The 21,490-nt window shown below is 53.4% G+C and carries 21 protein-coding genes and 1 pseudogene; 15 read left to right on the top strand and 7 right to left on the bottom strand.

The features are described 5' to 3' along the window. Positions 1–210: 210 nt before the first annotated feature. A complete protein-coding gene (locus RDL77_RS07405) occupies positions 211–1,212 on the bottom strand; it encodes a nucleotide-binding protein (RefSeq protein ID WP_288192375.1) in 1,002 nt (333 codons plus the stop codon). A gap of 588 nt (positions 1,213–1,800) precedes the next feature. On the opposite strand from RDL77_RS07405, the gene RDL77_RS07400 reads away from it, so the two are divergent. Both RDL77_RS07400 and RDL77_RS07395 read left to right on the top strand, forming a co-directional pair. Next, complete coding sequence (locus tag RDL77_RS07400; RefSeq protein WP_288192374.1) at positions 1,801–2,574, top strand: hypothetical protein; 774 nt, start codon at positions 1,801–1,803, stop codon at positions 2,572–2,574. Between the two features lie 599 nt (positions 2,575–3,173). Further along, positions 3,174–3,419 (top strand): hypothetical protein, encoded by a 246-nt coding sequence (locus RDL77_RS07395; protein WP_288192373.1) that lies wholly within the window; start codon positions 3,174–3,176, stop codon positions 3,417–3,419. A 304-nt stretch (positions 3,420–3,723) separates the two neighbouring features. Here the strand turns inward: RDL77_RS07395 and RDL77_RS07390 are convergent, their stop codons facing one another. Together RDL77_RS07390 and RDL77_RS07385 are read right to left on the bottom strand one after the other, a co-directional pair. After that, positions 3,724–4,029 (bottom strand): hypothetical protein, encoded by a 306-nt coding sequence (locus RDL77_RS07390; protein ID WP_288192372.1) that lies wholly within the window; start codon positions 4,027–4,029, stop codon positions 3,724–3,726. 43 nt (positions 4,030–4,072) lie between these two features. After that, positions 4,073–4,975 (bottom strand): GntR family transcriptional regulator, encoded by a 903-nt coding sequence (locus tag RDL77_RS07385; RefSeq protein WP_288192371.1) that lies wholly within the window; start codon positions 4,973–4,975, stop codon positions 4,073–4,075. Positions 4,976–5,619: 644 nt separating this feature from the next. Here RDL77_RS07385 and RDL77_RS07380 point away from each other — a divergent pair. The 6 genes and pseudogenes from RDL77_RS07380 to RDL77_RS07355 all read left to right on the top strand — a co-directional run. Further along, positions 5,620–6,612, top strand: a complete 993-nt coding sequence (locus RDL77_RS07380; RefSeq protein WP_288192370.1) for an ABC transporter substrate-binding protein — start codon at positions 5,620–5,622, stop codon at positions 6,610–6,612. A 32-nt stretch (positions 6,613–6,644) separates the two neighbouring features. Then, the gene (locus RDL77_RS07375) at positions 6,645–8,219 is read left to right on the top strand and encodes a sugar ABC transporter ATP-binding protein (RefSeq protein WP_288192369.1); all 1,575 of its coding nucleotides are present in this window, start codon (positions 6,645–6,647) and stop codon (positions 8,217–8,219) included. Between the two features lie 52 nt (positions 8,220–8,271). Further along, positions 8,272–9,240, top strand: coding sequence for an ABC transporter permease (locus RDL77_RS07370; RefSeq protein ID WP_288192368.1), 969 nt, complete (start codon positions 8,272–8,274; stop codon positions 9,238–9,240). Positions 9,241–9,264: 24 nt separating this feature from the next. Beyond that, positions 9,265–10,281 (top strand): zinc-binding alcohol dehydrogenase family protein, encoded by a 1,017-nt coding sequence (locus RDL77_RS07365; RefSeq protein WP_288192367.1) that lies wholly within the window; start codon positions 9,265–9,267, stop codon positions 10,279–10,281. Positions 10,282–10,591: 310 nt separating this feature from the next. After that, positions 10,592–10,867 carry a hypothetical protein gene (locus RDL77_RS07360; protein ID WP_288192366.1) on the top strand — a complete coding sequence of 92 codons (276 nt, stop codon included), beginning with the start codon at positions 10,592–10,594 and terminating at the stop codon, positions 10,865–10,867. Then, positions 10,837–11,291 (top strand): annotated as a pseudogene (locus tag RDL77_RS07355) (zinc-binding dehydrogenase); the annotation flags it as partial. The gene RDL77_RS07360 and the pseudogene RDL77_RS07355, both read left to right, overlap by 31 nt. Before the next feature lie 194 nt (positions 11,292–11,485). Here the strand turns inward: RDL77_RS07355 and RDL77_RS07350 are convergent. After that, positions 11,486–11,911, bottom strand: a complete 426-nt coding sequence (locus RDL77_RS07350; protein WP_288192365.1) for a helix-turn-helix domain-containing protein — start codon at positions 11,909–11,911, stop codon at positions 11,486–11,488. Between the two features lie 101 nt (positions 11,912–12,012). Here RDL77_RS07350 and RDL77_RS07345 point away from each other — a divergent pair, with 101 nt between their 5' ends. Then, positions 12,013–12,951, top strand: coding sequence for an aromatic alcohol reductase (locus RDL77_RS07345; RefSeq protein WP_288192364.1), 939 nt, complete (start codon positions 12,013–12,015; stop codon positions 12,949–12,951). A 107-nt stretch (positions 12,952–13,058) separates the two neighbouring features. On the opposite strand, the gene RDL77_RS07340 is transcribed toward RDL77_RS07345, so the two are convergent. Further along, positions 13,059–13,976 carry an alpha/beta fold hydrolase gene (locus RDL77_RS07340; RefSeq protein WP_288192363.1) on the bottom strand — a complete coding sequence of 306 codons (918 nt, stop codon included), beginning with the start codon at positions 13,974–13,976 and terminating at the stop codon, positions 13,059–13,061. A 428-nt stretch (positions 13,977–14,404) separates the two neighbouring features. Here RDL77_RS07340 and RDL77_RS07335 point away from each other — a divergent pair, with 428 nt between their 5' ends. The 3 genes from RDL77_RS07335 (at position 14,405) to RDL77_RS07325 (ending at position 16,986) form a co-directional block, all read left to right on the top strand. Beyond that, a complete protein-coding gene (locus RDL77_RS07335) occupies positions 14,405–15,211 on the top strand; it encodes an SDR family oxidoreductase (RefSeq protein ID WP_288192362.1) in 807 nt (268 codons plus the stop codon). A gap of 217 nt (positions 15,212–15,428) precedes the next feature. After that, complete coding sequence (locus RDL77_RS07330; protein WP_288192361.1) at positions 15,429–16,004, top strand: hypothetical protein; 576 nt, start codon at positions 15,429–15,431, stop codon at positions 16,002–16,004. Positions 16,005–16,035: 31 nt separating this feature from the next. Then, positions 16,036–16,986: a GlxA family transcriptional regulator gene (locus RDL77_RS07325; protein WP_288192360.1), complete on the top strand. Its 951-nt coding sequence runs from the start codon at positions 16,036–16,038 to the stop codon at positions 16,984–16,986. A 216-nt stretch (positions 16,987–17,202) separates the two neighbouring features. On the opposite strand, the gene RDL77_RS07320 is transcribed toward RDL77_RS07325, so the two are convergent. Both RDL77_RS07320 and RDL77_RS07315 read right to left on the bottom strand, forming a co-directional pair. Then, positions 17,203–17,655 (bottom strand): GlxA family transcriptional regulator, encoded by a 453-nt coding sequence (locus RDL77_RS07320; protein ID WP_288192359.1) that lies wholly within the window; start codon positions 17,653–17,655, stop codon positions 17,203–17,205. Beyond that, on the bottom strand, positions 17,643–17,975 hold the full coding sequence (locus RDL77_RS07315) for a hypothetical protein (RefSeq protein ID WP_288192358.1): 333 nt from the start codon (positions 17,973–17,975) through the stop codon (positions 17,643–17,645). The genes RDL77_RS07320 and RDL77_RS07315 overlap by 13 nt, the downstream gene beginning before the upstream one ends. A gap of 35 nt (positions 17,976–18,010) precedes the next feature. On the opposite strand from RDL77_RS07315, the gene RDL77_RS07310 reads away from it, so the two are divergent. The 3 genes from RDL77_RS07310 (at position 18,011) to RDL77_RS07300 (ending at position 21,443) form a co-directional block, all read left to right on the top strand. Further along, positions 18,011–19,084 (top strand): DJ-1/PfpI family protein, encoded by a 1,074-nt coding sequence (locus tag RDL77_RS07310; RefSeq protein WP_288192357.1) that lies wholly within the window; start codon positions 18,011–18,013, stop codon positions 19,082–19,084. A gap of 565 nt (positions 19,085–19,649) precedes the next feature. Beyond that, entirely contained in the window at positions 19,650–20,534 is an 885-nt protein-coding gene (locus RDL77_RS07305; RefSeq protein ID WP_288192356.1) for a helix-turn-helix domain-containing protein, read from the top strand. 417 nt (positions 20,535–20,951) lie between these two features. Next, on the top strand, positions 20,952–21,443 hold the full coding sequence (locus RDL77_RS07300; protein WP_288192355.1) for a hypothetical protein: 492 nt from the start codon (positions 20,952–20,954) through the stop codon (positions 21,441–21,443). Positions 21,444–21,490 lie beyond the last annotated feature (47 nt).

Raw genomic sequence — 21,490 nt, 5'->3', positions numbered from 1 at the left:
CCGCTGGCAGCAAATAACCGCTTGGGATCTCCTTGGGAACACGGTTGGGATAGTCACAGGCCTCGGCTTCTGGTTCCGGCTCAAACCTCATCAGATTGTTTCGCAACTCGTGTGTTTCACATTGTTTTTATTTTTTCTGCTGACGAGTACAATGTTGCTGCCTCGAGTGCTTGCGTGAGCCTGAGGTCGGCAGCGACGCTGTCGTTTGGCTCACTGCCACATCCTATTGGGATCAAAATCCAGCTTGGCCGCCTTGAGCTCCTTTACAAGGGCGGTCTTCCATCCCTCGGCGGGATCCATGTCGATGTAAACGATCCCAAATAGGTCAGACGGGATTTCAACATCACCTTTGCGCAACAGGCACACCCTTCCACGGCCCAGTTTTCCAGCGAAATAGCCGAGTTCGAAAATGACATTCTGGCGGGCACGCTGTCCTTGATTGCTCGCTCTCGCGGCCGAGCCGACATCGTCGGGTGTCAAAAGCACCACGGCGAAACCGACATCTTCGGCACAAGCCTCGTATTTCTCGATAATTGTTCGACCTTGGTTCGGCTGCTCCTTGAGGATAATGACCCCCAGTTTAAACTTCTCCAGAAATCTGGCCAAGCTTTGCAAGGCTCCTTCATCGTGACCGTGTATAATGAACACTTTGTTGGATTTCGGCATGATCGGCCTCGGATTATTGTCTGCGAAATTCCGCGCATATGCCTCGTTCCCGGGTGCCATAGAGATCGTTCCGGTTTCTGAAACATCATTCATAGTGCCCGCCTCATTGGAGTGTTTCTTGAAGGCATTCCGCTCCTTCTCACCGATATTGGTCATCCAACCGCTGCGGTAAATGCCGCCGGCGCGAGCAACAATCTCGGACTGCAAAGATGTACCTTCGGGGGTGCGTAACTCTGGATGTCCCAGTGCGTATGTCGCCAAAGAAGTTGCACGCTCGGCCAAACCGGCCCCCTCTCCAGCGTCGGTATCAAGAAGATCCCACTCTAAACGCATGGCCTTGAAGCCCGCGTGGCCCTCCGCCTTCAGCATGTTAGCCGACGCAATTACCAGGCCTCTTGATGGGAAAGGAGGTATTTTCTGTATCTCGATATCGTCCCCCAAAAAAGTCCCCCTCCCATGAACAACAAAGGGGATCATCACTATATTCAGGGTATTGGTGTCAACTGCCCAACGGGCCGAAGGTTCGCATCCATTCAAGGCGGGCATTGTAGTGAGATTTCCAATAGCCATGGATATGCATCGTCTAGCGCCTTCTAGTTGTTACTGTGGTCCTGGTGATCACTGAGCCAGGGCCTTTAAATGACTGAAAAGGGGCCGATTCCACAATGACCGGTCTTGGCTAGTAATTTGGGTTGTCCGCCGGCGGCTGGCAAGGAACGTTTGGATCGACAGCCTTACGCTGCCGATCATTTCCAGGACGTCGGAAAAGGTCGGTGCCCGATGCACCGTTCTTCAAGGATGTCAAAGCGTTGACTTGGCCCAAAGCTTTTTGCCAGATCGACGCATTCGATATCGGTTAGGGAAAAATCGCCGCTCGGCTCATCACACATTTCGTTCATGAAGCGTTTGTTGTCGCTTTTAACGTTCCAGTTCGGAAAGCCGGCCGTTCGTGCTTCTCGCGAGAGCGCTTCATACGCTTCGCAACGTTTTCCTTTCTGGCGTCATCGAGCACCTCTACCAAACTGATTTCCAACAACGTATCATTGGGAAAAGGCTTTGATGTCGTGATTCTACGGTATTGGTTGTACCAATTGCATGACGAGAGGCCGCATTCGCCAGAAAGATTGGTAAGCATTGAGCGAGAAGAGTATCATCGAAGGGGCAGTCAGCAACCTCGCAAACACTATGCGGATATGCGTTGAAGCGAATTGGCGATTTTCCGAGATCTTCAAAGTAGATCGGGAAGAAGCAATAGACAATATAGATCGCGCATTCGAGATGAAGTTAGAGGCATTTCATACGCTCTACGACGTATCGAAGGATGTGTTCCCATATTTCGAACATGCTGACACCGCGCTTTTGATCGCGGTCAGAAATGCGATACATCATCGCAACCATCCTCTGTTTCGCACCCTAAATCATCGCTTGCACATTCAAGACGGCGCTGAGGGTTGGCTTGGGGCCTCATTTTTGCTCGCAAATCATCATACCCTTCATGGTGGCAATATCCGAATGTCACACTATTTGCGTTTAGACGACTTAGACGCTCGCTTGGATCCATCGGTTGCATCGCCGTATCTCGACAGTTTCATCAAAGGCGCCAAAGCGCAGCAGCGTTCTGAACTAATCAACAAACGGTTGAGTCTACAGATTGTCCGCACACGTGCATCGCAGGAACGTTATCCTGATGACCATGTTTACTTGGACCTAATGCCAATTGCCGTGTCGGCAGTCTGCAAGGTTTTCAAGGCTATGGCGAAAGCTGGAATTGAATTTAAAGGCTTTGACGCTTCAACTTACGTCACGCCCTTCACGTCAGAGCTGGCGGTAGACATAAATCATCTCGAGTTCAAACGGCTCTGGCTGCGGGGCTATGGCCCCCTCGATCTTATTCCCATCCCCGTCTGATTGAAATTCCAAGGTGGCATCTCGGTAACTGTTGTCATTATCCGACCCGTGCGATGAGATGTTCCGCAGTTTCTGAGCGAGTGACACCCTAATTATCGAGTTAAGAATTGACTCATACCCTTGCATGAGAAGAAAAATTGAAGTGATACTTGTGCTTCAATCTATGATAGGCGGGGTATGTATGTCTGTTTTTGATGTTCCTCTTCGTAAGGCGCTGCAGTTATTCTATGCGCCACCATCGTTGCGACGAACAGTTTTGAAGGAAGACATTCGACTGGACCGCAGAAGGGAAGCTGGAGGCACTAGAAGCCGAGGCGGCGATTTCTATTTGCCTTTCTGGTCAGATGTCAAAAGGCACATATCGGGTGAGAGTGACCTCACACAACTTACTGACGATCGCATAAAGTCAAACAGGAATTTTAAGCGACTGTATCCGCTGTTAAAAGACGGGGTCCTCGAATTGCTCAGTGCTAAATTGCGTTGGTCAAACGAGCCTGTCGAAATAATTCCCCAAAGTGTACACGGTATCCTCCGGATAGAAGACTTAGGTGGCGCAATTCGTATAAAGGATGCGCTGCACGCGCGCGTCAGGGGAGAATATGCTCGCATCGTGTCCCTACTTCAGCAAAGAACCGGCGCTCACCGACGAGGGCGGACGGTTGGGCCTGTGGGTAATGCAACAAGCCCTGACAGAACTAGATCCAGCTGACATGCGTATTATCGACCCTCTTCGCCGGACATTCTTCTCGCCCCAAACGACACCGTTGCAAGGCAACGAAGAGACGATATTCCGTGAAAATTACAAGTCGCTGATCGGCGAGTGGGAACGTCTTAAGCATGAATGAGAGGCCGTGGCCAGTCGAGAAGTCCGACAACATTAGCCTGGCATGGCGTCCGATCACTGTGGTAGGCCGCAACTCAGCAACTCCTTATCATAGAAGGGTCGACGCGGGAATGCCGCCGCGTCTGAGGTGGCACTTCACGTTGAGGGCAATGACAGCTTTCGGTAGATCGTCAATAGTCCCGAAATGACCGCAATGGTGGCGCGAAGCAGTCGCCGTTCGGTGGCCCGCTTCTCTTCCATTTCCGCTGCCATTTCATGCATCAAGGCATCAGCTCGGTATCGATGGGCCGCAACGACGCGAGTTCTTAAATTCCTGAACCGTTGAGTTGTTCGGCGTCTTCGCCTTCCCAAGGTGAGGGTATAGCAGTACGATCGAGATTGGCCGAGGGCATTGGCATCCAGCACTTCAATTCCGGCTCGGCATACTCGATGACGCGGCCGGGTGAGGAATCCGAGGCGCGCCAGCCTTCGGCACCGAACTGATCGCCGCTAGACCAATATGCGAGATCAACTTCTGCCTGCCCCTGTTCGGATGGCCGGATTGTTACGAGAATTCGACTGCCGTCTTTCGGCGCGCCTGCCATGTGGCGCCAGCGGATTGGATCGTCCATCGCTTTTCCTCTTGCCTTGCTATGGATTGCAACGAAACCAGATTTAGACATCCACGTTTGCATCGTCTGGCAAAATCGATTGTAACAGAGTCTCACGTGCAGAGCGTAAATGAGCGCGGCAAGCTTGTTCTATCTTGGCGATGTCACGAGAGCGGAGTGCGTCAATATAGACAAGATGTTCTTCCAGTGCGCGAGCATTACGCTGTTGGGCGTTCTGCTTATTCCACTGATAGTGATAGTGAAAGACGATCGCAATAATGTCGTAGAAGTCGATTACGAAGCGGTTATGTGACGCTGTGTGGATGATGCGATGGAAGCGTTCGTCCAGTTCGGAAAACTTTTCTGGGTATTTGCCGATATCGCGCAGCAGTGCGCGATGCTCATTTTCCAGCTCGTCCAGTCTTTCTCTTGCAGGATGATCGTCCGGCAAACTAGCGAAGGCAGTGGCGGAACGCAGCTCGAATATCTCGCGGATTTCAAATAATTCTATTGCGAAAGAACGGGTGAAACCCTTCAGTATCCAGTGGCTGTTTTTGCGTTTCTCAATAAGTCCGAACCGACTAAACCGGATCAGGAATTCCCGCACGGCCGATGTGCCAACACCAACATCGCGTGCCAATTCAAGCTCGTTGATCTGCATCCCGGGTTGAGCTCCGCCCATCAGAATGCGCTTCATAAAGTTGCGTTCGATAATTTCCGACAGTGAATCGGTTTCGCTATCTGGGAAATAGTCGGATTTCTTCGGCTTGCGCAAGACGATTTTGCTGCCCTTGCCACTTTCGACAAGCCCCACCTCTTTAAGATTTTGTGTGATGGCACGCACGGTTGTACGGCTGATATTGAGTATGGTCCCAAGTTCAGATTCAGAAGGTAGCGTATCAATTGAATCGAGCAGTCGAAGGCACCGGTTATAACCGTCTTTGAAGACAGTGTTCTGCTTTGACATCGTGCTCCTTCATGCGCTTGATCGATAAACTGCTATCTTCAGTTTATCGGCAATATTGGTTTATCGCAAAATGTATTTTGTCGATAAAGGACAAAGCAGCCCTTCCGTTACATTGCAAAACGTTTATGCCAAGCAGCGACACCATACATCTACCGAGGGCGTGGAGCAGACTGGTGGTTACCGGCAACAGCTCAAGGGCAGTGGGATGCAAGTGTTTGAAAGAGCCGACATTTTCCGGGCGATATGAGGTTAGAGATTTTGTGTTCATGAAGTCGGGGTCTACTTTGGTGTGACAGCGCGAACCCTTATAGGCCTAGTTTTGCTTGCCGCCAGCTATTCGTGGGCGGAGCGCGTGGCAGACCATATGGCCGCTATCACAAGAAAAGTACTTCGCTCGCAATAAAGCTGCCCTTGATTCCTGGCTTCTTGTCACAGCGCCGGTTCCTCAAACCACGTTCTGGTAGCAGGTTAAACGGCTGCTATGCCATTTTCGATGAGATGAGTGCCACTGTGCTTGCAAATAGAATATATTTAAATTAGCTTCGTGTAGTCGGTGTTTTTTATCGATAAAGATCGGATCGAAAGGCGCCCTCTCGATCCGGACGTAAAACAAATAAATCCGGCGCTATGAGAGGAACGCAACCATGATTTCTACAGGAAAGCACATCCATCGCAGAACTGTTCTTGGTGCCGTCGGCCTAGCCATATTCGCAGGCATGATGTCAACCACACCTGTTCGGGCCGCAGACGTGACCATCCCCATCATCGTCAAGGATACGACGTCCTTCTATTGGCAAATCGTACTTGCCGGCGCGCGCAAGGCAGGCAAGGATCTCGGCGTCAAAGTGCCGGAGCTTGGTGCCCAGGCCGAATCCGATATCAACGGCCAGATTTCCATTCTTGAAAATGCAGTTTCCGGCAAACCGGCGGCCATTGTCATCTCACCAACCGAGTTCAAAGCACTCGGCAAGCCGATCGATGAGGCGGCAAAATCCGTCAAGATCATCGGTATCGATTCCGCTGCCGATTCAAAGTCCTTCACCTCATTCCTGACCACGGATAACGTGCAGGGCGGACGGGTAGCCGCAGATGGCCTCGCCGCCGCAATCAAGGAAAAATATGGCAAGGCTGAAGGCGATGTGGCTCTCATCACGGCACTGCCCGGCGTTGGCTCCCTCGACCAGCGTGCCAAAGGATTTAAAGAGCAAATAGCAGCCAAATATCCGGGCCTCAAACTGATTGCCGATAAGGTTGCAGACGGGCAGGCGACCACCGGTCTCAATATCACCACTGACCTCATCACAGCCAATCCGAACCTGCACGGTATCTTTGCGTCCAATCTGATCATGGCTCAGGGCGCGGGGCAGGCCATTGCCGAAAATAAGGCGCAGGACAAGATCAAGGTCATAGGTTTTGACAGCGACGAGAAGCTGGTCAAATTCCTGTCAAACGGGACCTTGGCCGGATTGATTGTTCAGGACCCCTACCGCATGGGCTATGACGGCATCAAGACCGCATTGGCTGCCTCAAAAGGCGAGAAGACAGAAGCCAATGTCGATACGGGTGCAAACCTGATCACCAAAGCCAATATGAACGAAAAACGTGCACAGGAGTTGCTCAACCCCAAGCTCAACTGATCCTGATATGCTCAACAATCAGTGGGGCCGCCATGACAGATCATGATATTTCGCACCGGTCCGGCAGCGGACAAAGTGAAAACATATCCGCAGCGGCGGCCCGCTTGCCTATTCTGGAGCTGCGCGGGCTCGAAAAGCAATACCTTGGAACCCACGCACTGAAACCTGCCGATCTTGCTTTCAAGGCTGGCGAAATTCACGCCATCGTTGGAGAGAACGGTGCGGGAAAATCAACGCTGATCAAGCTTTTGACTGGAGTTATCCCCCGCACCTCCGGTGAGATATTTCTCCGGGGAGAGCCCGTTGCCCTTACAACGCCGCTGGAAGCCATTCAGCATGGAATAAACGCCGTGCATCAGGAGGTTGTGCTCTGCCCGCACCTCACCGTCGCCGCGAATATCTTTCTGGGTGAGGAACACCGCCGGTTCGGTCTGCTGCAACATCGCCATATGGTGCGCGAGGCGCAGAAAATCCTTGACGATCTTGGTTTTAAGCTACCGGCCCACGCTCTCCTGAGCGATCTGACTATCGGTCAGCAGCAACTGATCGCGACAGCTCGGGCGGCTACGCGTGGCGCGCGTTTCCTCATCTTTGACGAGCCCACCGCCTACCTGACGCGCGAAGAAGCGGCACAGCTATTTGCATTGATCCGCCGTCTTCAGAAAAGCGGCGTCACCATTGTCTATATCAGTCACCGCATGGAAGAAGTGTTTGAACTTGCCGATCGCGTTTCCATCTTGCGCGATGGGCGGTTGGTTGGCACGCGCAATATTGATGAAACCAATGAGAACGAGTTGATCAACCTGATGATCAACCGCTCGATTGAGCAGATTTATCACAAGGTTCCATTTGTCTTTGGCAAGACCATTCTTGAGACGAAAAATCTGTCCGGCAATGGGTTCGAAGACGTCAGTCTCGGTATCCGCGAGGGTGAAATTGTCGGCCTCTATGGTTTGATCGGCGCGGGACGCAGCGAATTTGTTACAACGATCTTCGGGCGGCACCCAAAATCATCCGGCAAGATTTTCTGGGACGGCAAGGAAGTTCATATCGGGCGCGAACGCGATGCCATCAAACTCGGCATAGCTTTGGCGCCGGAAAGCCGCCGTGATCAGGGACTGTGCCTCTCCCTGCCTGTCTCGCTCAATTTGAACCTGCCGATCTACAAGCAACTGAGCCAAAATTTTCTGATTTCCCGTACGGAAGAATCCAAATATGCGGATGATCAGATTTCCAACCTTCGCATCAAGACGGCCTCGCGCAGCGCTAGCGCAGCGAGCCTGTCGGGTGGTAACCAGCAGAAAATCGTCATCGGTAAATGGCTCAATCACGGTGCCAAGCTTTTCATCTTCGACGAACCCACGGTCGGTGTCGATGTCGGCACAAAGGCTGAAATATACCGTCTGTTTTCAACTCTTCTGGAAAACGGCGCCGGCATTATTCTTATCTCGTCCTACCTGCCGGAAGTCTATGAACTTGCCGACACCTTACATGTCTTCCGGCGCGGGCAAATTGTGGCAAGCCATCCCCATAAAACCGTTACGCATGAAGATATTCTGACACAAGCACTCGGTTCTGCATCTGCTGATACCGGCACACGCAATTGATTTGATCCGCCGCGGTCCCTTGCCCGCATCGACTATCTGGAGATTTGTCCTGATGAGCCTGGAAACCAAAGACATTGGCGCAACCCCGAAGCGGCGTTTCAATGTCCTGTTCGGACTGACGCTGTTTGCCCTGTTGCTTGTGCTTTGGCTTGTCCTAAGTCTCTCGACGGACAGTTTCTGGACTGGAAACAACATTTCCAATTTGCTGCGGCAAGGCTCGATGATCGCGATCCTCGCGATTGGTCAGACCTTCGTTATCATCACCGGCGGTATTGATCTGTCTGTCGGCGCGATCGTCGGCTTCACCAGCGTTATCGTTGCCTGGCTTTTGACACATGGTTTCCCCATCTGGGCTGCGATCCTGATCACCCTTGGCATTGGTGTCTGTATCGGGCTTTTCCATGGCTTCGGCATCGTGCGACTCGGACTTCCGCCTTTTATAATCACACTGGCCACACTGACGTCCCTGCGCGGCATCGGCCTGTTGATCACCAATGGTGCTACAATCTCGATCGACAATGATCTCTTCACTGAATTTTCCCGCAATGATTTCGCTGGCGTGCCCAACCTTTTCTGGATGGTCGTCCTTGTGGGTATTCCCGCCTACATTTTCCTGCATCACAGTCGCTGGGGCCGCTATTTGTTCTCGGTTGGATCGAATGCGGAAGCCTCACGTCTTTCCGGCGTCAATGTGAAAGGCACGATCTATCTTGCTTATATCCTCTCGGCCGTCTGCGCATCGTTTGTCGGGCTGCTGCTGGCATCACGAATTGGGATTGGCAACGCAACGCAGGCAGAAGGCTGGGAACTGCAAGCCATCGCTTCTTCGGTTATCGGTGGCACCAGTCTTTTCGGCGCTGTCGGATCCATTCACGGCCCCCTGCTCGGTGCCTTTATTCTGGCGACAATCAATAACGGTGCGAACCTTCTCAACGTCAACTCGTTCTGGCAGCGGGTTATCACTGGCGTGCTCATCATCGTCATTGTTTACTTTGATCAATTGCGTCGCCGCCGTAAATAATCTCAAGAAATCTTAGGATTTGTAATGAAAGCGGTTGTCTGCCATTTGCCTGGTCATCTCTCTTTAGAGGAGCGCCCGAAACCCGGATTCGTGCCGGAAGGGATGGTACTCGTTGACGTGCGCTATGTGGGTATTTGCGGAACCGATTATCATATTTTCGAAGGTAAGCACCCATTTCTTCAGTATCCGCGGATTATGGGGCACGAAGCATCAGGAAGGGTTGTGAGCGTGGGAGAGGGAGTTACCCTTGCAACGGGAGAACCTGTAATTATAAATCCCTATATTGCCTGCGGGAAGTGCATTGCCTGTCGCCAGAACAAGCCCAATTGCTGCACCTCCATAAGCGTTATCGGAATCCATGCCGATGGTGCTATGTGCGAACAGATCATTATCCCTGCTAGAAACCTCTATCCAGCGGATGGGTTGTCATTGCGTGACGCTGCAACTGTGGAATTTCTGGCAATCGGTGCGCATGCGGTGCGTCGCTCGTTGGCAAGATCTGGTTCGCGCACCTTGGTCATCGGCGCTGGGCCGATTGGTATCGGCACTGCACTTTTTGCACGCATTGCCGGACATCACGTATCATTCCTCGATGCGGATGATGAACGGCTGGCTTTTGCCGCAGACGAGCTCGGCTTTGCCTCTACCATCCTGGCTAATGCAACAACAGCAGAGACCTTGGCTGCACTCAGCGACAAGGAAGGTTTCGACACGGTCTTCGATGCCACGGGCAATGCCGGCTCCATTCAAACTGCTTTCAATTATGTGGCGCATGGCGGAGCGCTTGTTTTGGTCAGCGTCGTCAAGGATGTGATCAGTTTCTCTGATCCCGAGTTTCATAAACGCGAGATGATGCTAATTGGTAGCCGAAACGCGAACCAGGAAGATTTCGTGCATGTTGTAACGTCAATTAAATCAGGACTCGTGCCAATCGATAGGCTCGTTACCCATGAAACTGACATAGCTGACGTGCCGGAAGCTCTGCCTCGGTGGAGTCGTAATAAAAGCGGTCTGATTAAGGCAGTGGTCAGAGTAAATTAGTCGATTGTTCAAGCTTGTAGCGTCAATTCTACCGTGTCAGCGCCTTCAATTGTCCCCACCTCTGTATTTGAGGCGGGCTGATATCGCAGATGGGCATTGTAATGTTAGCCGGACACCGATCAAAATGTGAGATCAGGCGTCATGACCCGATTTGCACGCGATCCTCTCTATCGGGTTGTGATGGGGTGGACGCGCCCCCGGACGGCATTGATGTGCCAGAATGGAGACGTTGATCACCATTTAGAGAAGGCGTCTGTCGCACTGTACTTAACCGTAAGAATGGGGACCATAAAGAACTGTGGGGCAATTGGTGACTGAGGGCAGGGTGTCGCCAAAACACCGCTTTTTAAAAGTGACAGCACTGCCGTTTCTAAGTGCCAGATCCAACAGAAACAAACTTGACGCGGCAATTGCCCCGCGACTTTTTATGGTCCCCTGCGAGGACGCAAATCACGCCTTTGACGCTCCGGAGTTCAAGACTGGCTTTGAAGCCTTCGGTCACTGGGCCGAATTCAATGCGATTGCTGCCGATCAATCCGCAAGCGACGTCCATGCCTTGCCAAATATCTCGGAGCAGACGTCGTGATCGACCACAAGACACAGAAATTCGATGAAATCTTGCGGGACTATGATGTCGTGCTGAACAGTCTTTGCACGGACAAGCTGGAGAAATCACTCCGTGTACTGAAGCCCGGTGGAAAGCTTACATCGATCTCCGGTCCGCCCGATCTGCCTTCGCGAAGCAGGACGGTTCAGGCTGGTTGCTCCAGCAGGTCATGCGCTTACTGAGCTTTGGTATCCGAAGGAAATCGAGCCGCCGCCAGGTCAGTTATTCGTTCCTGTTCATGACGGCAAACGGCGGACAGCTCGGCAAGATCATGTCGCTGATCGAAGCAGGTGTCATACGGCCGGTAATGGATAGGGTCTTCCCGTTCGAGAAGACCAACGAGGCGCTGACTTACATCGAGATAGGTCGTGCGAAAGGTAAGGTTGTCATTGTCCTGAAATAGCCATTGGTGCCACCTTTGGGCAATGGAGAAACGGTCAAATTAAGATCAATCGCAAGAAGTCAGCGCTTTGTATGCAGTGGTATTTATCTCACTCAACGGCTGAAGTCTGTTGTCGGACCAAAGCAGGCATGGTGTGTCAAGCCGCAGCTAATTTTAGATCATGATGCAACCTGTCCGTGGCACTCTACAAGCCATCAAAAAGTCTGCCATGACGGTTTCACGGGCGGTCGCGCGTCGAATTCCTCCCGCAATTTGCGAAACTGATCGGAGTTTTCTACGACCCATGTCCAGAGTGGGATCATACGGATCAGTAGTCCCATTCCCAACTCGGTAAGCGCGTATTCCACGCGCGGTGGCATCTCCACCAGATCATGACGTGTGACCAGCCCATCTCTCTCAAGCTGTCGGAGAGTACGTGTAAGCATCCTCTGGGTAACACCATGCATTCTTCGTCCGATATCCGCGTGTCGTAGTCTACCGTAGACGCCCAACGTGTGGATGACGCCGAGCGACCATCTGTTTCCTGCATGGGTCAGGACTTCGCGTCTTACTCCGTCCTCGTCCTCGCGGAGCCCATCGCAGACGGCCTGAGAATAGTTCAGAATTTCGTCTCTCGTCATCTTCCCGCCTCATGGTATCACGCGTGTACCTTCTTACGATCCATTCCGAGAGATGCCATCTACTCGTTCACACGAACGAAAAGATCAGAAAGGATCACCGAATGAACTTCACCCCAACAACAGAAGCACAGTCGATCCTGGTCATCGGTGCCGGAGAGCTTGGTATGCCCGTACTACGCAATCTGGCGCGTAAGGCCAAGGATCATCCGGGTACAAAGATCAGCGTTCTCCTGCGGGCGGCGACCGTTCAGTCGACTAACGCGGTCAAACAACGTGATGTCTCCGAGATACGCGAACTGGGGATCGAGATCGTCACCGGCGACATCCTTGCTGCGACGACAGGTGAACTTTCAGCGATCTTCGGCCGTTTCGATACGGTGATCGGATGTGCAGGCTTTTCCGCAGGCCGTAACACGCCGATGAAGCTCGCCAAGGCTGCACTGGAAGCGAACCTCAAGCGGTACTTCCCATGGCAGTTCGGCGTCGACTTCGACGTCATCGGCCGTTGCAGCCCCCAAGACCTTTTCGACGCCCAAATCGACGTGCGCGAGCTTCTGCGTGCGCAGGACAAGACCGAATGGGTAGTCATCTCAACAGGGATGTTCACGAGCTTCCTGTTCGAACCGATCTTCGAGGTCGTCGATCTCGAAAGGAACGTCGTCAACGCGCTGGGCAGCCTGGAAACGGAAGTTACGCTGACGACTCCTGACGACATCGGTGCCTTGACCGCCGAAGTGGTCTTCGCTCAGCCGATGATCCGCAACGAGATCGTCTATCTTGCCGGCGACACGGTCACTTATGGCAAGGTCGCGGATACGCTTGAGACCGTGCTCGGGCGGCCATTTACAAAGACTGAATGGACAGTTGATCAGCTCAAGTTGGAACTTGCGCAAGACCCTGACAACCACATCAAGAAATATCGGGCGGTCTTTGCCGAGGGCAGAGGCGTGTCATGGCCAAAGCGCGACAGCTTCAACGCGCGACATGGCGTAAGCGTCACGACCGCTGAAGAGTGGATCAGAGAAAACCTTCGCTCCTAAGAGCGATATGGCTCGGGGTGGAAAATGCCACTTCGAGCCGCTTCATGCGGAATACGAAAAAGAAATTTGCAAGAGAACCTAACTGCGAGCACGTTAAACCGGAAAGGTCAGCGCGCCTTGTCGAGAAACACACGGACCATCTTAGTCGTGGCTTCGGGATTTTCTTCCATGATCCAGTGACCGGAATCGGGGATAATGCCCTCAGTCACGTCGGTTGCCGCTGCGCGCATCACGGTTGCCATCATCGGGCCGAACGACTTCTCGCCACCAATCGCCAGGATCGGCATGGACAGCTTGCCGCCTGCAGCGAGGAAGGCCCGGTTGTCGGCCGCATCCTGATCGAAGGCGGCGAACTGGGCGAAACCCGAATGCATGGCGCCAGGAAGGGCGTACAGTTTGGCATAGTGCTCCCGCGAAGCCTCGGTAAAGTGGCTCGGAGTGGCTGAGAATTCGTTCCAGAAGCGATCGAGATAAATGCGTTCGCGGCCAGCAACGAGGCGTTCCATATCCGGTCCGCCGAAGCGGAAGTGCCACAGCAGCGGGTTCTTCAAGATTTCCTCCCACGGCCCAACGCCAGGCACGGGCGCATCGATCAGCACGAAGCGATTGACCCGCTCGGGATGCTGGGCCGCGAAGGCAAAACCGACCATGTTGCCGATATCGTGCGCGACCAGATCGGCGCGATCGATCTTGAGCGCGTCGAGGACGCCGGCCACGTCGCCGGCCTGGGTCTTCTTGTCGAAACCAGCTTGCGGTTTAGAGGAGAGGCCAAGCCCACGCAGATCGGGGACGATGACCTTGTGATCGCGGGCAAGGTCGCTTGCCATCGGCGCCCACATATCGCCGGTCTCACCATAACCATGCAGCAGAACCACTGCCGGTCCGTCACCACCGACGCGAACATGGATGGTCGCGCCGTTGGTCGTGATCTCCTGCGTCTTGAAGGAAGCCGGAAAGTCCGGAACCTGAGCGCTGGCGGGCACTGCGAGAGCGAGTATCCCCAGAGCAAAGACGAATTTCAGCATTGTCTTATCTCCCACCTGGCGGGAGGGCGGTCGGTGCGACCGTCGCTATCAACCCCGTTGGTCAGTTATGACTATCACCGGCATGACGTTCGGAATAGACATTCAAAGATGGGCCTAAATTCCGGAAATTCCGAACTGGCCTGCCCCCGAGTGGCGATCCGGGTTCAATGTTAGTGCAGATTTGGTCTGATTGCCATCACTGGCGTTGCTAAGTGCGCATCGCGTTTCAAAAGCCATCTACGCCCACGAACTGAAACGCGCCGTCTACTTTCATGAGCGTGGTGAGATCCGCGATCGATTACTCGACAGTTAACGTCAGTACTGGTCCTTTCAATCAACGTGTCCTAATAAGCCGGATATATGACATTTAAGACGCGAATTTCTTACTCTATCTTCAGGGCTCCACACCCAAGGAAATGGAGTTCATCATGACACAGAGTTCAAAAGGTACGGCGCTGATCACAGGCGCATCGTCTGGCATCGGTGCGATCTACGCCGACCGCTTGGCGCGTCAAGGCTATGATCTGATCCTCGTGGCCCGCAACAAGGCTCGGCTTGACGAGGTAGCCAAGCGCTTAGGCGATGAGACCGGCAGGGCCGTCGAGACGGTCGCGGCCGATCTCGGGAACAAGGCGGATCTCGCCCGCATCGAAGAGGTCTTGCGGACCGATGCCAGCATCACGGCGCTGGTCAACAATGCCGGCTTCGGTGCTACGGCTCCTCTTCTCGACACTTCGGTCGACAAAATGGAGGAGATGATCACGCTGAATGTCAGTGCTTTGACGCGACTGACCTACGCGGCGGTCCCTGGATTCGCTGCGCGAGGGACTGGAACGATCATCAACATCGCATCAATCGTCGGGATAGTGCCGGAAGTACTGAACGGCGTCTACGGCGGCAGCAAGGCTTTTGTTTTGGCCTTCACGTTGTCGCTTCAGAAAGAACTCGCCGACACGGGCATCCGCGTCCAGGCCGTTTTGCCGGGAGCGACGGCGACCGAGTTCTGGGGCAATGCAGGCACGCCCCTGGAACATGTTCCCAGCGAAATCGTCATGTCTGCCGAAAACATGGTGGACGCTGCGCTTGCCGGGCTCGAACTGGGTGAGAAGGTCACCATTCCGTCGTTGCCGGATGTCGGCGACTGGGAAGCCTACGAGGCTGCGCGTCACAAGCTCATGCCCAACCTGTCGCTCAACAAACCGGCTTCGCGGTATCGGCTCGGAGCTAGCACATAACGAGACAAACAGGGGGCAGTGGCGCCTCGCGACGTGCTGCGCGAGGCTGGCGCCCCTTCGATGGAGGAACATATGACTGATCTGCTAAACCGCATCGTTGCCGCGCATGGCGGACTTGACCGGTGGGCTCAGTTCAACACTGTCCAGACGACGATTGTCACAGGCGGCGCACTTTGGGCAATGAAGGGGCTTGCACCAGGATTCCGATCCACGGGAGATGACGGTCTGGCTCCATCAAGAAAGGGCCTCTGTTATCCCCTTCGGTGCACCTGACCAGCGAACCGTCTTCACGCCGAAGCACATTGCGATCGAAAAGACGGACGGCGGCGTCGTGGCTGAGCTTGGAAATCCCCGCGCTTCGTTCGCCGGGCATGAGATGACAACGCCGTGGAACCCACTTCACCGCGCGTATTTCAATGGGTACGCGCTGTGGACCTACTTGACGACGCCATTCCTGCTCACTCTTCCTGGCGTCGTGGTCGAAGAGCTTTCCCCCTGGAGCGAGGCGGGAGAACGCTGGCATCGGCTGAGAGCGCGTATTCCAACGCGGATCGCGACGCATAGCGCGGTGCAGGACTTCTTTTTCGGCAGCGACCTGCTGCTGCGACGGCACGACTACTATGTTGATGTCGCAGGCGGGTTCGCGGCCGCACAGCGAGTTTATGACTATGAGGAAGCCAGCGGCATTTGGTTTTCAACGAAACGCCGTGCCTTCACCCGCGGTACAGATGATCGTGTTGTCGAGGATCCTCTCATGGTATCCATCAACTTGAGCAATTTTCGGTTCGCGTAAGAACGTCGTCGGGCGAAGGAGATGTCGCAGCATGCACAGGGTCGGTTTCGTTGTATTTCCGCGATTTCAGTTGATGGGCTTCGCTGCGATTACAGCCTTTGAGATGGCCAACCTCGCGCTGGGAACTCCAGCTTATGACATCGAGCTGCTTTCGGAGGCTGGAGGAGAGGTGAAGTCTTCCGCTGGTTTCGGTGTCAGTACGAAGCCATTCGATGACACGGTGCGCGATACCGTGATGTTTGGAGCCGGGGCGACGATCGAGCCGATGACTCCAGGGCTGTTGGCGTTCGCTCGCCATTCGCTCGGGATCGCTCGAAGGGTGGCTGCACCATGTGTTGGTGCCTTCATCCTCGCTGAGGCCGGTTTGCTTGATGGACGTCGTGCAACAACACACTGGGCCTTCGCTCGGCAACTTCAGGAGCGTTTCCCAAGTGTGAAGGTCGAGGATGACCGCATCTTCATCGTGGACGGTAGTATATGGACCTCGGCCGGAATGACCGCCAGCATCGATTTGGCGCTCGCAATGATAGAGAAGGACCATGGCCAGGACATCGCCCGCTCTGTCGCTCGTAAGCTCGTGGTCTATCATCGGCGCGCCGGAGGACAGTCGCAGTTCTCCGCGTTGCTCGAACTCGAACCAAAGTCGGATCGAATCCAGCGGTCGATCGACTATGCCAAGGCCCATCTACGCAATGTCCTGTCGGTAGAGGAACTGGCGGACGCTGCGAGCCTGAGTGCACGTCAGTTCAGCCGGGCGTTCCGGGCAGAGACAGGCCAATCCCCGGCCAAAGCCGTCGAGAATCTTCGCGTCGAGGCAGCGCGACTGATGATGGAGGAAGGTCGGCACTCAATGGATGTGATCGCGGTAGAAACCGGCTTCGCGGATCGCGATCGCATGCGTCGGGCATTCTTGCGGACGCTTGGGCAACCACCGCAGACGATCCGACGAAACGCACGCGATGGCATCGCCGCGATGCATTGATTGAACACGCCGGGATTGCTGCAGATATCCGCTGCCGTTTTTCGAGGAGCAGATGTCGCGGCTTTGTTGCAAAAATTTTAGACCCGTAAAATCAGAGAAAAATATTCCCTCCCCTGAGAGAAAACGGCTTTGAACAACCGCCCGGCAACAGTGAAACGCAACCGTGAGCAAATAAAGAGAGGGCTTCCTCGTCAAAAAACACAGACGCCTGGAATTTCATTCTACAGCAAGAAATTTTTGCAACAGAGCCATCAACTTTCGCAGTCGTGGCGTCGCTTTGACCTGGACCGCGAGGCTCGGACTGAACTGAGCCTGCCCTCCAGGCCTGCGCATGAACAGCACCAACTGACGGGCGACGGACAAAGCCGTTTGTGCCCCGCAATCGGCTTCAACCAAAGCGAGGCACAGATCAATTCCTGCCGTAATTCCGGCAGAAGTGTAAACTGGTGGCCCGGCTACAAAGATCTCATCTGGCTCGACCTTGATCTGAGGTCGCAACTCTTTGAGCAAGCCAGTTGAATTCCAATGAGTTGTTGCGCGTTTTCCGTCCAGAAAGCCACCTGCAGCGAGTACGAAAGCCCCAGTACATACGCTGGCCAGACGACGAGTGCTCGAAACACGTAATTTCAGCCATTCGATCAGGCTGGTCTCGAAGATTACCTTCCGCAATCATCCTCGCTGCCACCCGCCACAATGACCGTTTCGTTGGGAACGGCATCGAGCGCGATGGCATCGCCAAGACGAATACCGCCTGCCGAACTACATTTAATCGATCCTCCCGTCGGAGATGCGAGCAGAAGTTCATATGGCGGAGTGTGCTCGGACTTAAAGAGATTCGCTGCCGCGAATACTTCCATTGGGCCGACTACATCCAAGGCTTGCACCCCTTCGTAGCCGATCAGGAGGATTCGTGTTGTCGTTCCAGATTGCGTTTTCATTGGCGTAAAATGCGATAATTTTGTCATTTTCGCCAGAGGCAGTGTGCGCATAGGTTGGGATGCCGTCTTCAAAGTTGGAAACCATCATGCGTCAGCTAATCTGGAAAACCCTTCTCCTCTTTCTCCTCATCTTGTCTGGGGCTTCAGCGGCCGCAGATATCGACCGCATTCACCTGCCTGCCGTTAAGGCTGAACGCGTTCGGCCACTCGTTGCGATTGTGGCGGATAATGTGGGCACGGAGACGACTGATCTGGTTGTGCCCTACGGTGTTTTGAAGTCAGCTGACATTGCCGATATCGTCATCGTCTCCGCGCAAGCAGGCACAATCAACCGGATGCCAGCCCTCGCCATTGAATCGGATATGACGATGGAAACTTTTGACAAGGTTTACCCTGCAGGTGCGGATGTTCTGATTGTGCCAGCGATGCACGACAACAGAAGTGACGTCGTTATCAACTGGGTGCAGGAGCAAGCTCGAAAGCGAGCATTCGTTACCGCTATCTGTGAGGGAGCATGGATCGTCGCACGGGCAGGTATTCTGCAGGGACGGGGTGCAACAACTCACTGGTATGCGTTCCATAGTATTGCGCGACAGTTCCCTAAGACACGATGGATTCGGGGCAGGCGCTATGTCGTAGACCACAACATCATGACCACCACCGGTGTTACCGCGTCTATTCCGGCAAGCCTTGCCCTAGTTGAAGCAATGGCGGGATGTGCAAAAGCCAGAGCCACGGCGACAGAACTCGGTATTGAAAACTGGACTTCAGCGCATGTTTCCGCGCCATTTCGCCTGACGGTGGGCCGCGCAGGGCTCGTTGCTCGAAACTACCTCGCGTTTTGGAAACACGAGACGTTATCCATTCCGATTACAGAGGGTTTTGACGAAATCGCACTGGCTCTCAGTGCCGATGCATGGTCGAGAACATATCGTTCACAAGCGATCGCTATATCAGGGAACAACCGTGTGAAATCGCGGCATGGCCTTGTACTCGTGCCGGATAAGGAGAAGGATACGGGCTATGTCGAGTTATTCTTTGACCAAAAGGCCGCTTCTTCGAGATTTCTCGACACCACGCTTGAAATGATTGCGGCCCGCTACGGCAACGAAACTGCAGATCTGGTTGCACTGCAACTTGAATATGCGCGTGGAGAATAGGGCTTTGTTGCAAACTTTCCGGCAACCGGAATGACCCATGAACCGATTCGACAGAGTTCCAGAAATCCATTCATTTTTCTAGAATCTTACTTTTTTTGATATCAGTCAATCTTCTTAATGCGCACGCAAGCATAGCATAAGTGATTGAAAATTATATCAAAATTTGAATTTCATTTCACCATATCTTTGATTTGGCTGAGGTTTTCCTCATTGTGAATCTCTTTGAATTGGAATTTGGGGAGAATTCTGTAAACGAAGCGAGCATTTGGACGAGATTTACAACATTTGAATTGTGTGACTTAACAGCACGCGGGCAAAGGCGCCTGTATTGTAGATACTTCCGTTGAATGGGATGGCAGCCGCAATCGATTGGCTGGCGTCGAACGAGATTCCGGGCTTCGTTGCAATTGCCCCTGCGTTTCTCGGCCGATTTGCCCAGCGATAGGAAGCATTTCTCATAATTTGTACTTCAAATGGGTTCGCACGTATCTGCGGTGAGCGTGGAAGTTTGCGCGATGCTGGACAAGTGCGTTCCGTTCGAAAACGGGTCAAAGAGGGTAGGCAGTTGCACCATACTGTTATTGAGCTTGAAGCGAGCAAACAATCGGGAATGCTCTCGGATATTCCTACGCAGATTGGCCCCCGGCGTGAAACATCCATTGGTGCTGTTATCAATGCATCGAGAGTTGCAGGATCGATGACATTCCGCTCCAACGCAGAATTTGCCTCTGTAGTCCTGTCTCCAGTTGGTATGGAAGCAGCTTTTTCCAGCGACCGCCTGCAGAAATTTGAAGCTCCAATCGGCATGCTGGTCGTCAATCCGTCCAATATTGAACGGACATTGCGTTGGAGTGGGTTGAAACAGAATGCGGCAATTGCTTTCAGGCCCGCGGCCTTTCCAGACTTGGCGGCTGCGGAACTGGAAGGAGGCAACTGGGAACTGCAGCCGCCGAAGTTTGGACACGTCGATCTTTGGGCGTTGCGACTGGCACAAACTATAGTTACCGAGATAACAGGGTCGTCGCAAAACTCACTTTATCTGGATTCATTGCTGACTGTGTTTGGGGTGCACCTGCTAAGACACTATTCTAGCGCCAAGCAACAAGTGATGTCTTCGGCGGCGCGGCGTTTGTCCGTTCAGATGTCGAAGCGGGTGATCGAATACATGCAGCAAAACATATCTGGCAGTGTACCGATCAATGAACTTGCAAACCTATCGCGTATGTCAGCCAGCCATTTTATTCGGGCCTTCAAGCTGACGTTTGGCATGCCGCCGCATCAATACCTGATGCAGATCCGCTTGCAGAGGGCAGAGCAGTTGCTCCTGGAAACTGTACTGCCGATCTCAGATATCGCGCTTCAGACAGGCTTTGTCAGTCAAAGCCACCTGACCGATACCATGAGGCGCTATAAGCAAATTACTCCAGCAAAAATTAGACATCTACGGTAACGGCAAACGAGCAATTTACCAATGTCACAGTGGATGCCCAATGTTTGGAAAAACCGCCGCGCTGTACTAGGTCAGTAACCGGCGCGAGTGCGATCGATTGTCGTATATCATTATGCAAATCAGTACTGGCCCTTGCTACCTCATGCTGTTCGTCATTTGAAATGAACATGAGATGGAAACTCCATTTTTGTTAACGCTATTGTATTTTGCCGCATTCAATCGCGCCAAGATTTCGCTTTAAAGTAAGATTCTGGAAAAATGACGATTCCGTGGAATATCTTTATCAAAAGTTGTGCTCAATCACCTCATACGAGAGGGGAATTTCGAAGCGCCGCTTACCGGCCTGACGCAAGATATCGATGCCATGCCAAATAATCTCGCATATTCTGGTCCTTAAGCAAATGGGAGCGATATATTTTGTCACTCGTGGAAAATCAGTTGGCCATTTTTCGTAAACGTTTTTGGCCAAGGTTCCTGAACCGGATGGATGGTTGTCCGCCGACGGGAAACGGGCCGCAGGGGGACGCTATGAGCCTCGCACCCGCCTTGTCTCAATCTCTTCTTGATGAGCTTGATCGCAGAGTAACGGCTGTCGCTGCCTCGCTGAAGCAGCGGCAACAGACGGAGCTACCTGATCCTCGATGTGATCTCTTGCTGGCAACCTATGTGTTGGGTCTCACAACTCCATTCTGTGAAAGCAGTCCACCCGATCAACATCTTGGCGCGATCCGCAACCGCCTTGCTCACGTCATGCCGTCTGACCGGGTGACGCAGGCGCTTCTCGCCACGCCTCCTGACGGGGACGACTGGTATGCCAATGCACTTGAGCCCATTGAAGCCATCGGCCGCAAGGATGGCCGGGAATTTTTCATCCGGCACGCCGGTGGCGCCGCTTCAATTCAGAACTGACATCAATACCAATCTGCACCGGAAATAAACGCGGGGTTCGCGAAGGA

This window comes from uncultured Phyllobacterium sp. (assembly GCF_902479695.1).
Classification (GTDB): Bacteria; Pseudomonadota; Alphaproteobacteria; order Rhizobiales; family Rhizobiaceae; genus Phyllobacterium; species Phyllobacterium calauticae.
The sequence above is the reverse complement of the archived record's forward strand: the minus strand, read 5'-3'. Positions and strand labels throughout refer to the sequence as shown.

Bases quoted from the DNA above. Each gene is read 5' to 3' on its own strand.
- RDL77_RS07405 (WP_288192375.1), bottom strand. From the start codon at position 1,212: ATGCCCGCCTTGAATGGATGCGAACCTTCGGCCCGTTGGGCAGTTGAC.
- RDL77_RS07370 (WP_288192368.1), top strand. From the start codon at position 8,272: ATGAGCCTGGAAACCAAAGACATTGGCGCAACCCCGAAGCGGCGTTTC.
- RDL77_RS07335 (WP_288192362.1), top strand. From the start codon at position 14,405: ATGACACAGAGTTCAAAAGGTACGGCGCTGATCACAGGCGCATCGTCT.
- RDL77_RS07345 (WP_288192364.1), top strand. From the start codon at position 12,013: ATGAACTTCACCCCAACAACAGAAGCACAGTCGATCCTGGTCATCGGT.
- RDL77_RS07395 (WP_288192373.1), top strand. From the start codon at position 3,174: ATGCTCGCATCGTGTCCCTACTTCAGCAAAGAACCGGCGCTCACCGAC.
- RDL77_RS07365 (WP_288192367.1), top strand. From the start codon at position 9,265: ATGAAAGCGGTTGTCTGCCATTTGCCTGGTCATCTCTCTTTAGAGGAG.
- RDL77_RS07315 (WP_288192358.1), bottom strand. From the start codon at position 17,975: ATGCGCACACTGCCTCTGGCGAAAATGACAAAATTATCGCATTTTACG.
- RDL77_RS07325 (WP_288192360.1), top strand. From the start codon at position 16,036: ATGCACAGGGTCGGTTTCGTTGTATTTCCGCGATTTCAGTTGATGGGC.
- RDL77_RS07390 (WP_288192372.1), bottom strand. From the start codon at position 4,029: ATGGACGATCCAATCCGCTGGCGCCACATGGCAGGCGCGCCGAAAGAC.
- RDL77_RS07340 (WP_288192363.1), bottom strand. From the start codon at position 13,976: ATGCTGAAATTCGTCTTTGCTCTGGGGATACTCGCTCTCGCAGTGCCC.
- RDL77_RS07330 (WP_288192361.1), top strand. From the start codon at position 15,429: ATGACGGTCTGGCTCCATCAAGAAAGGGCCTCTGTTATCCCCTTCGGT.
- RDL77_RS07385 (WP_288192371.1), bottom strand. From the start codon at position 4,975: ATGTCAAAGCAGAACACTGTCTTCAAAGACGGTTATAACCGGTGCCTT.
- RDL77_RS07375 (WP_288192369.1), top strand. From the start codon at position 6,645: ATGACAGATCATGATATTTCGCACCGGTCCGGCAGCGGACAAAGTGAA.
- RDL77_RS07310 (WP_288192357.1), top strand. From the start codon at position 18,011: ATGCGTCAGCTAATCTGGAAAACCCTTCTCCTCTTTCTCCTCATCTTG.
- RDL77_RS07350 (WP_288192365.1), bottom strand. From the start codon at position 11,911: ATGACGAGAGACGAAATTCTGAACTATTCTCAGGCCGTCTGCGATGGG.
- RDL77_RS07380 (WP_288192370.1), top strand. From the start codon at position 5,620: ATGATTTCTACAGGAAAGCACATCCATCGCAGAACTGTTCTTGGTGCC.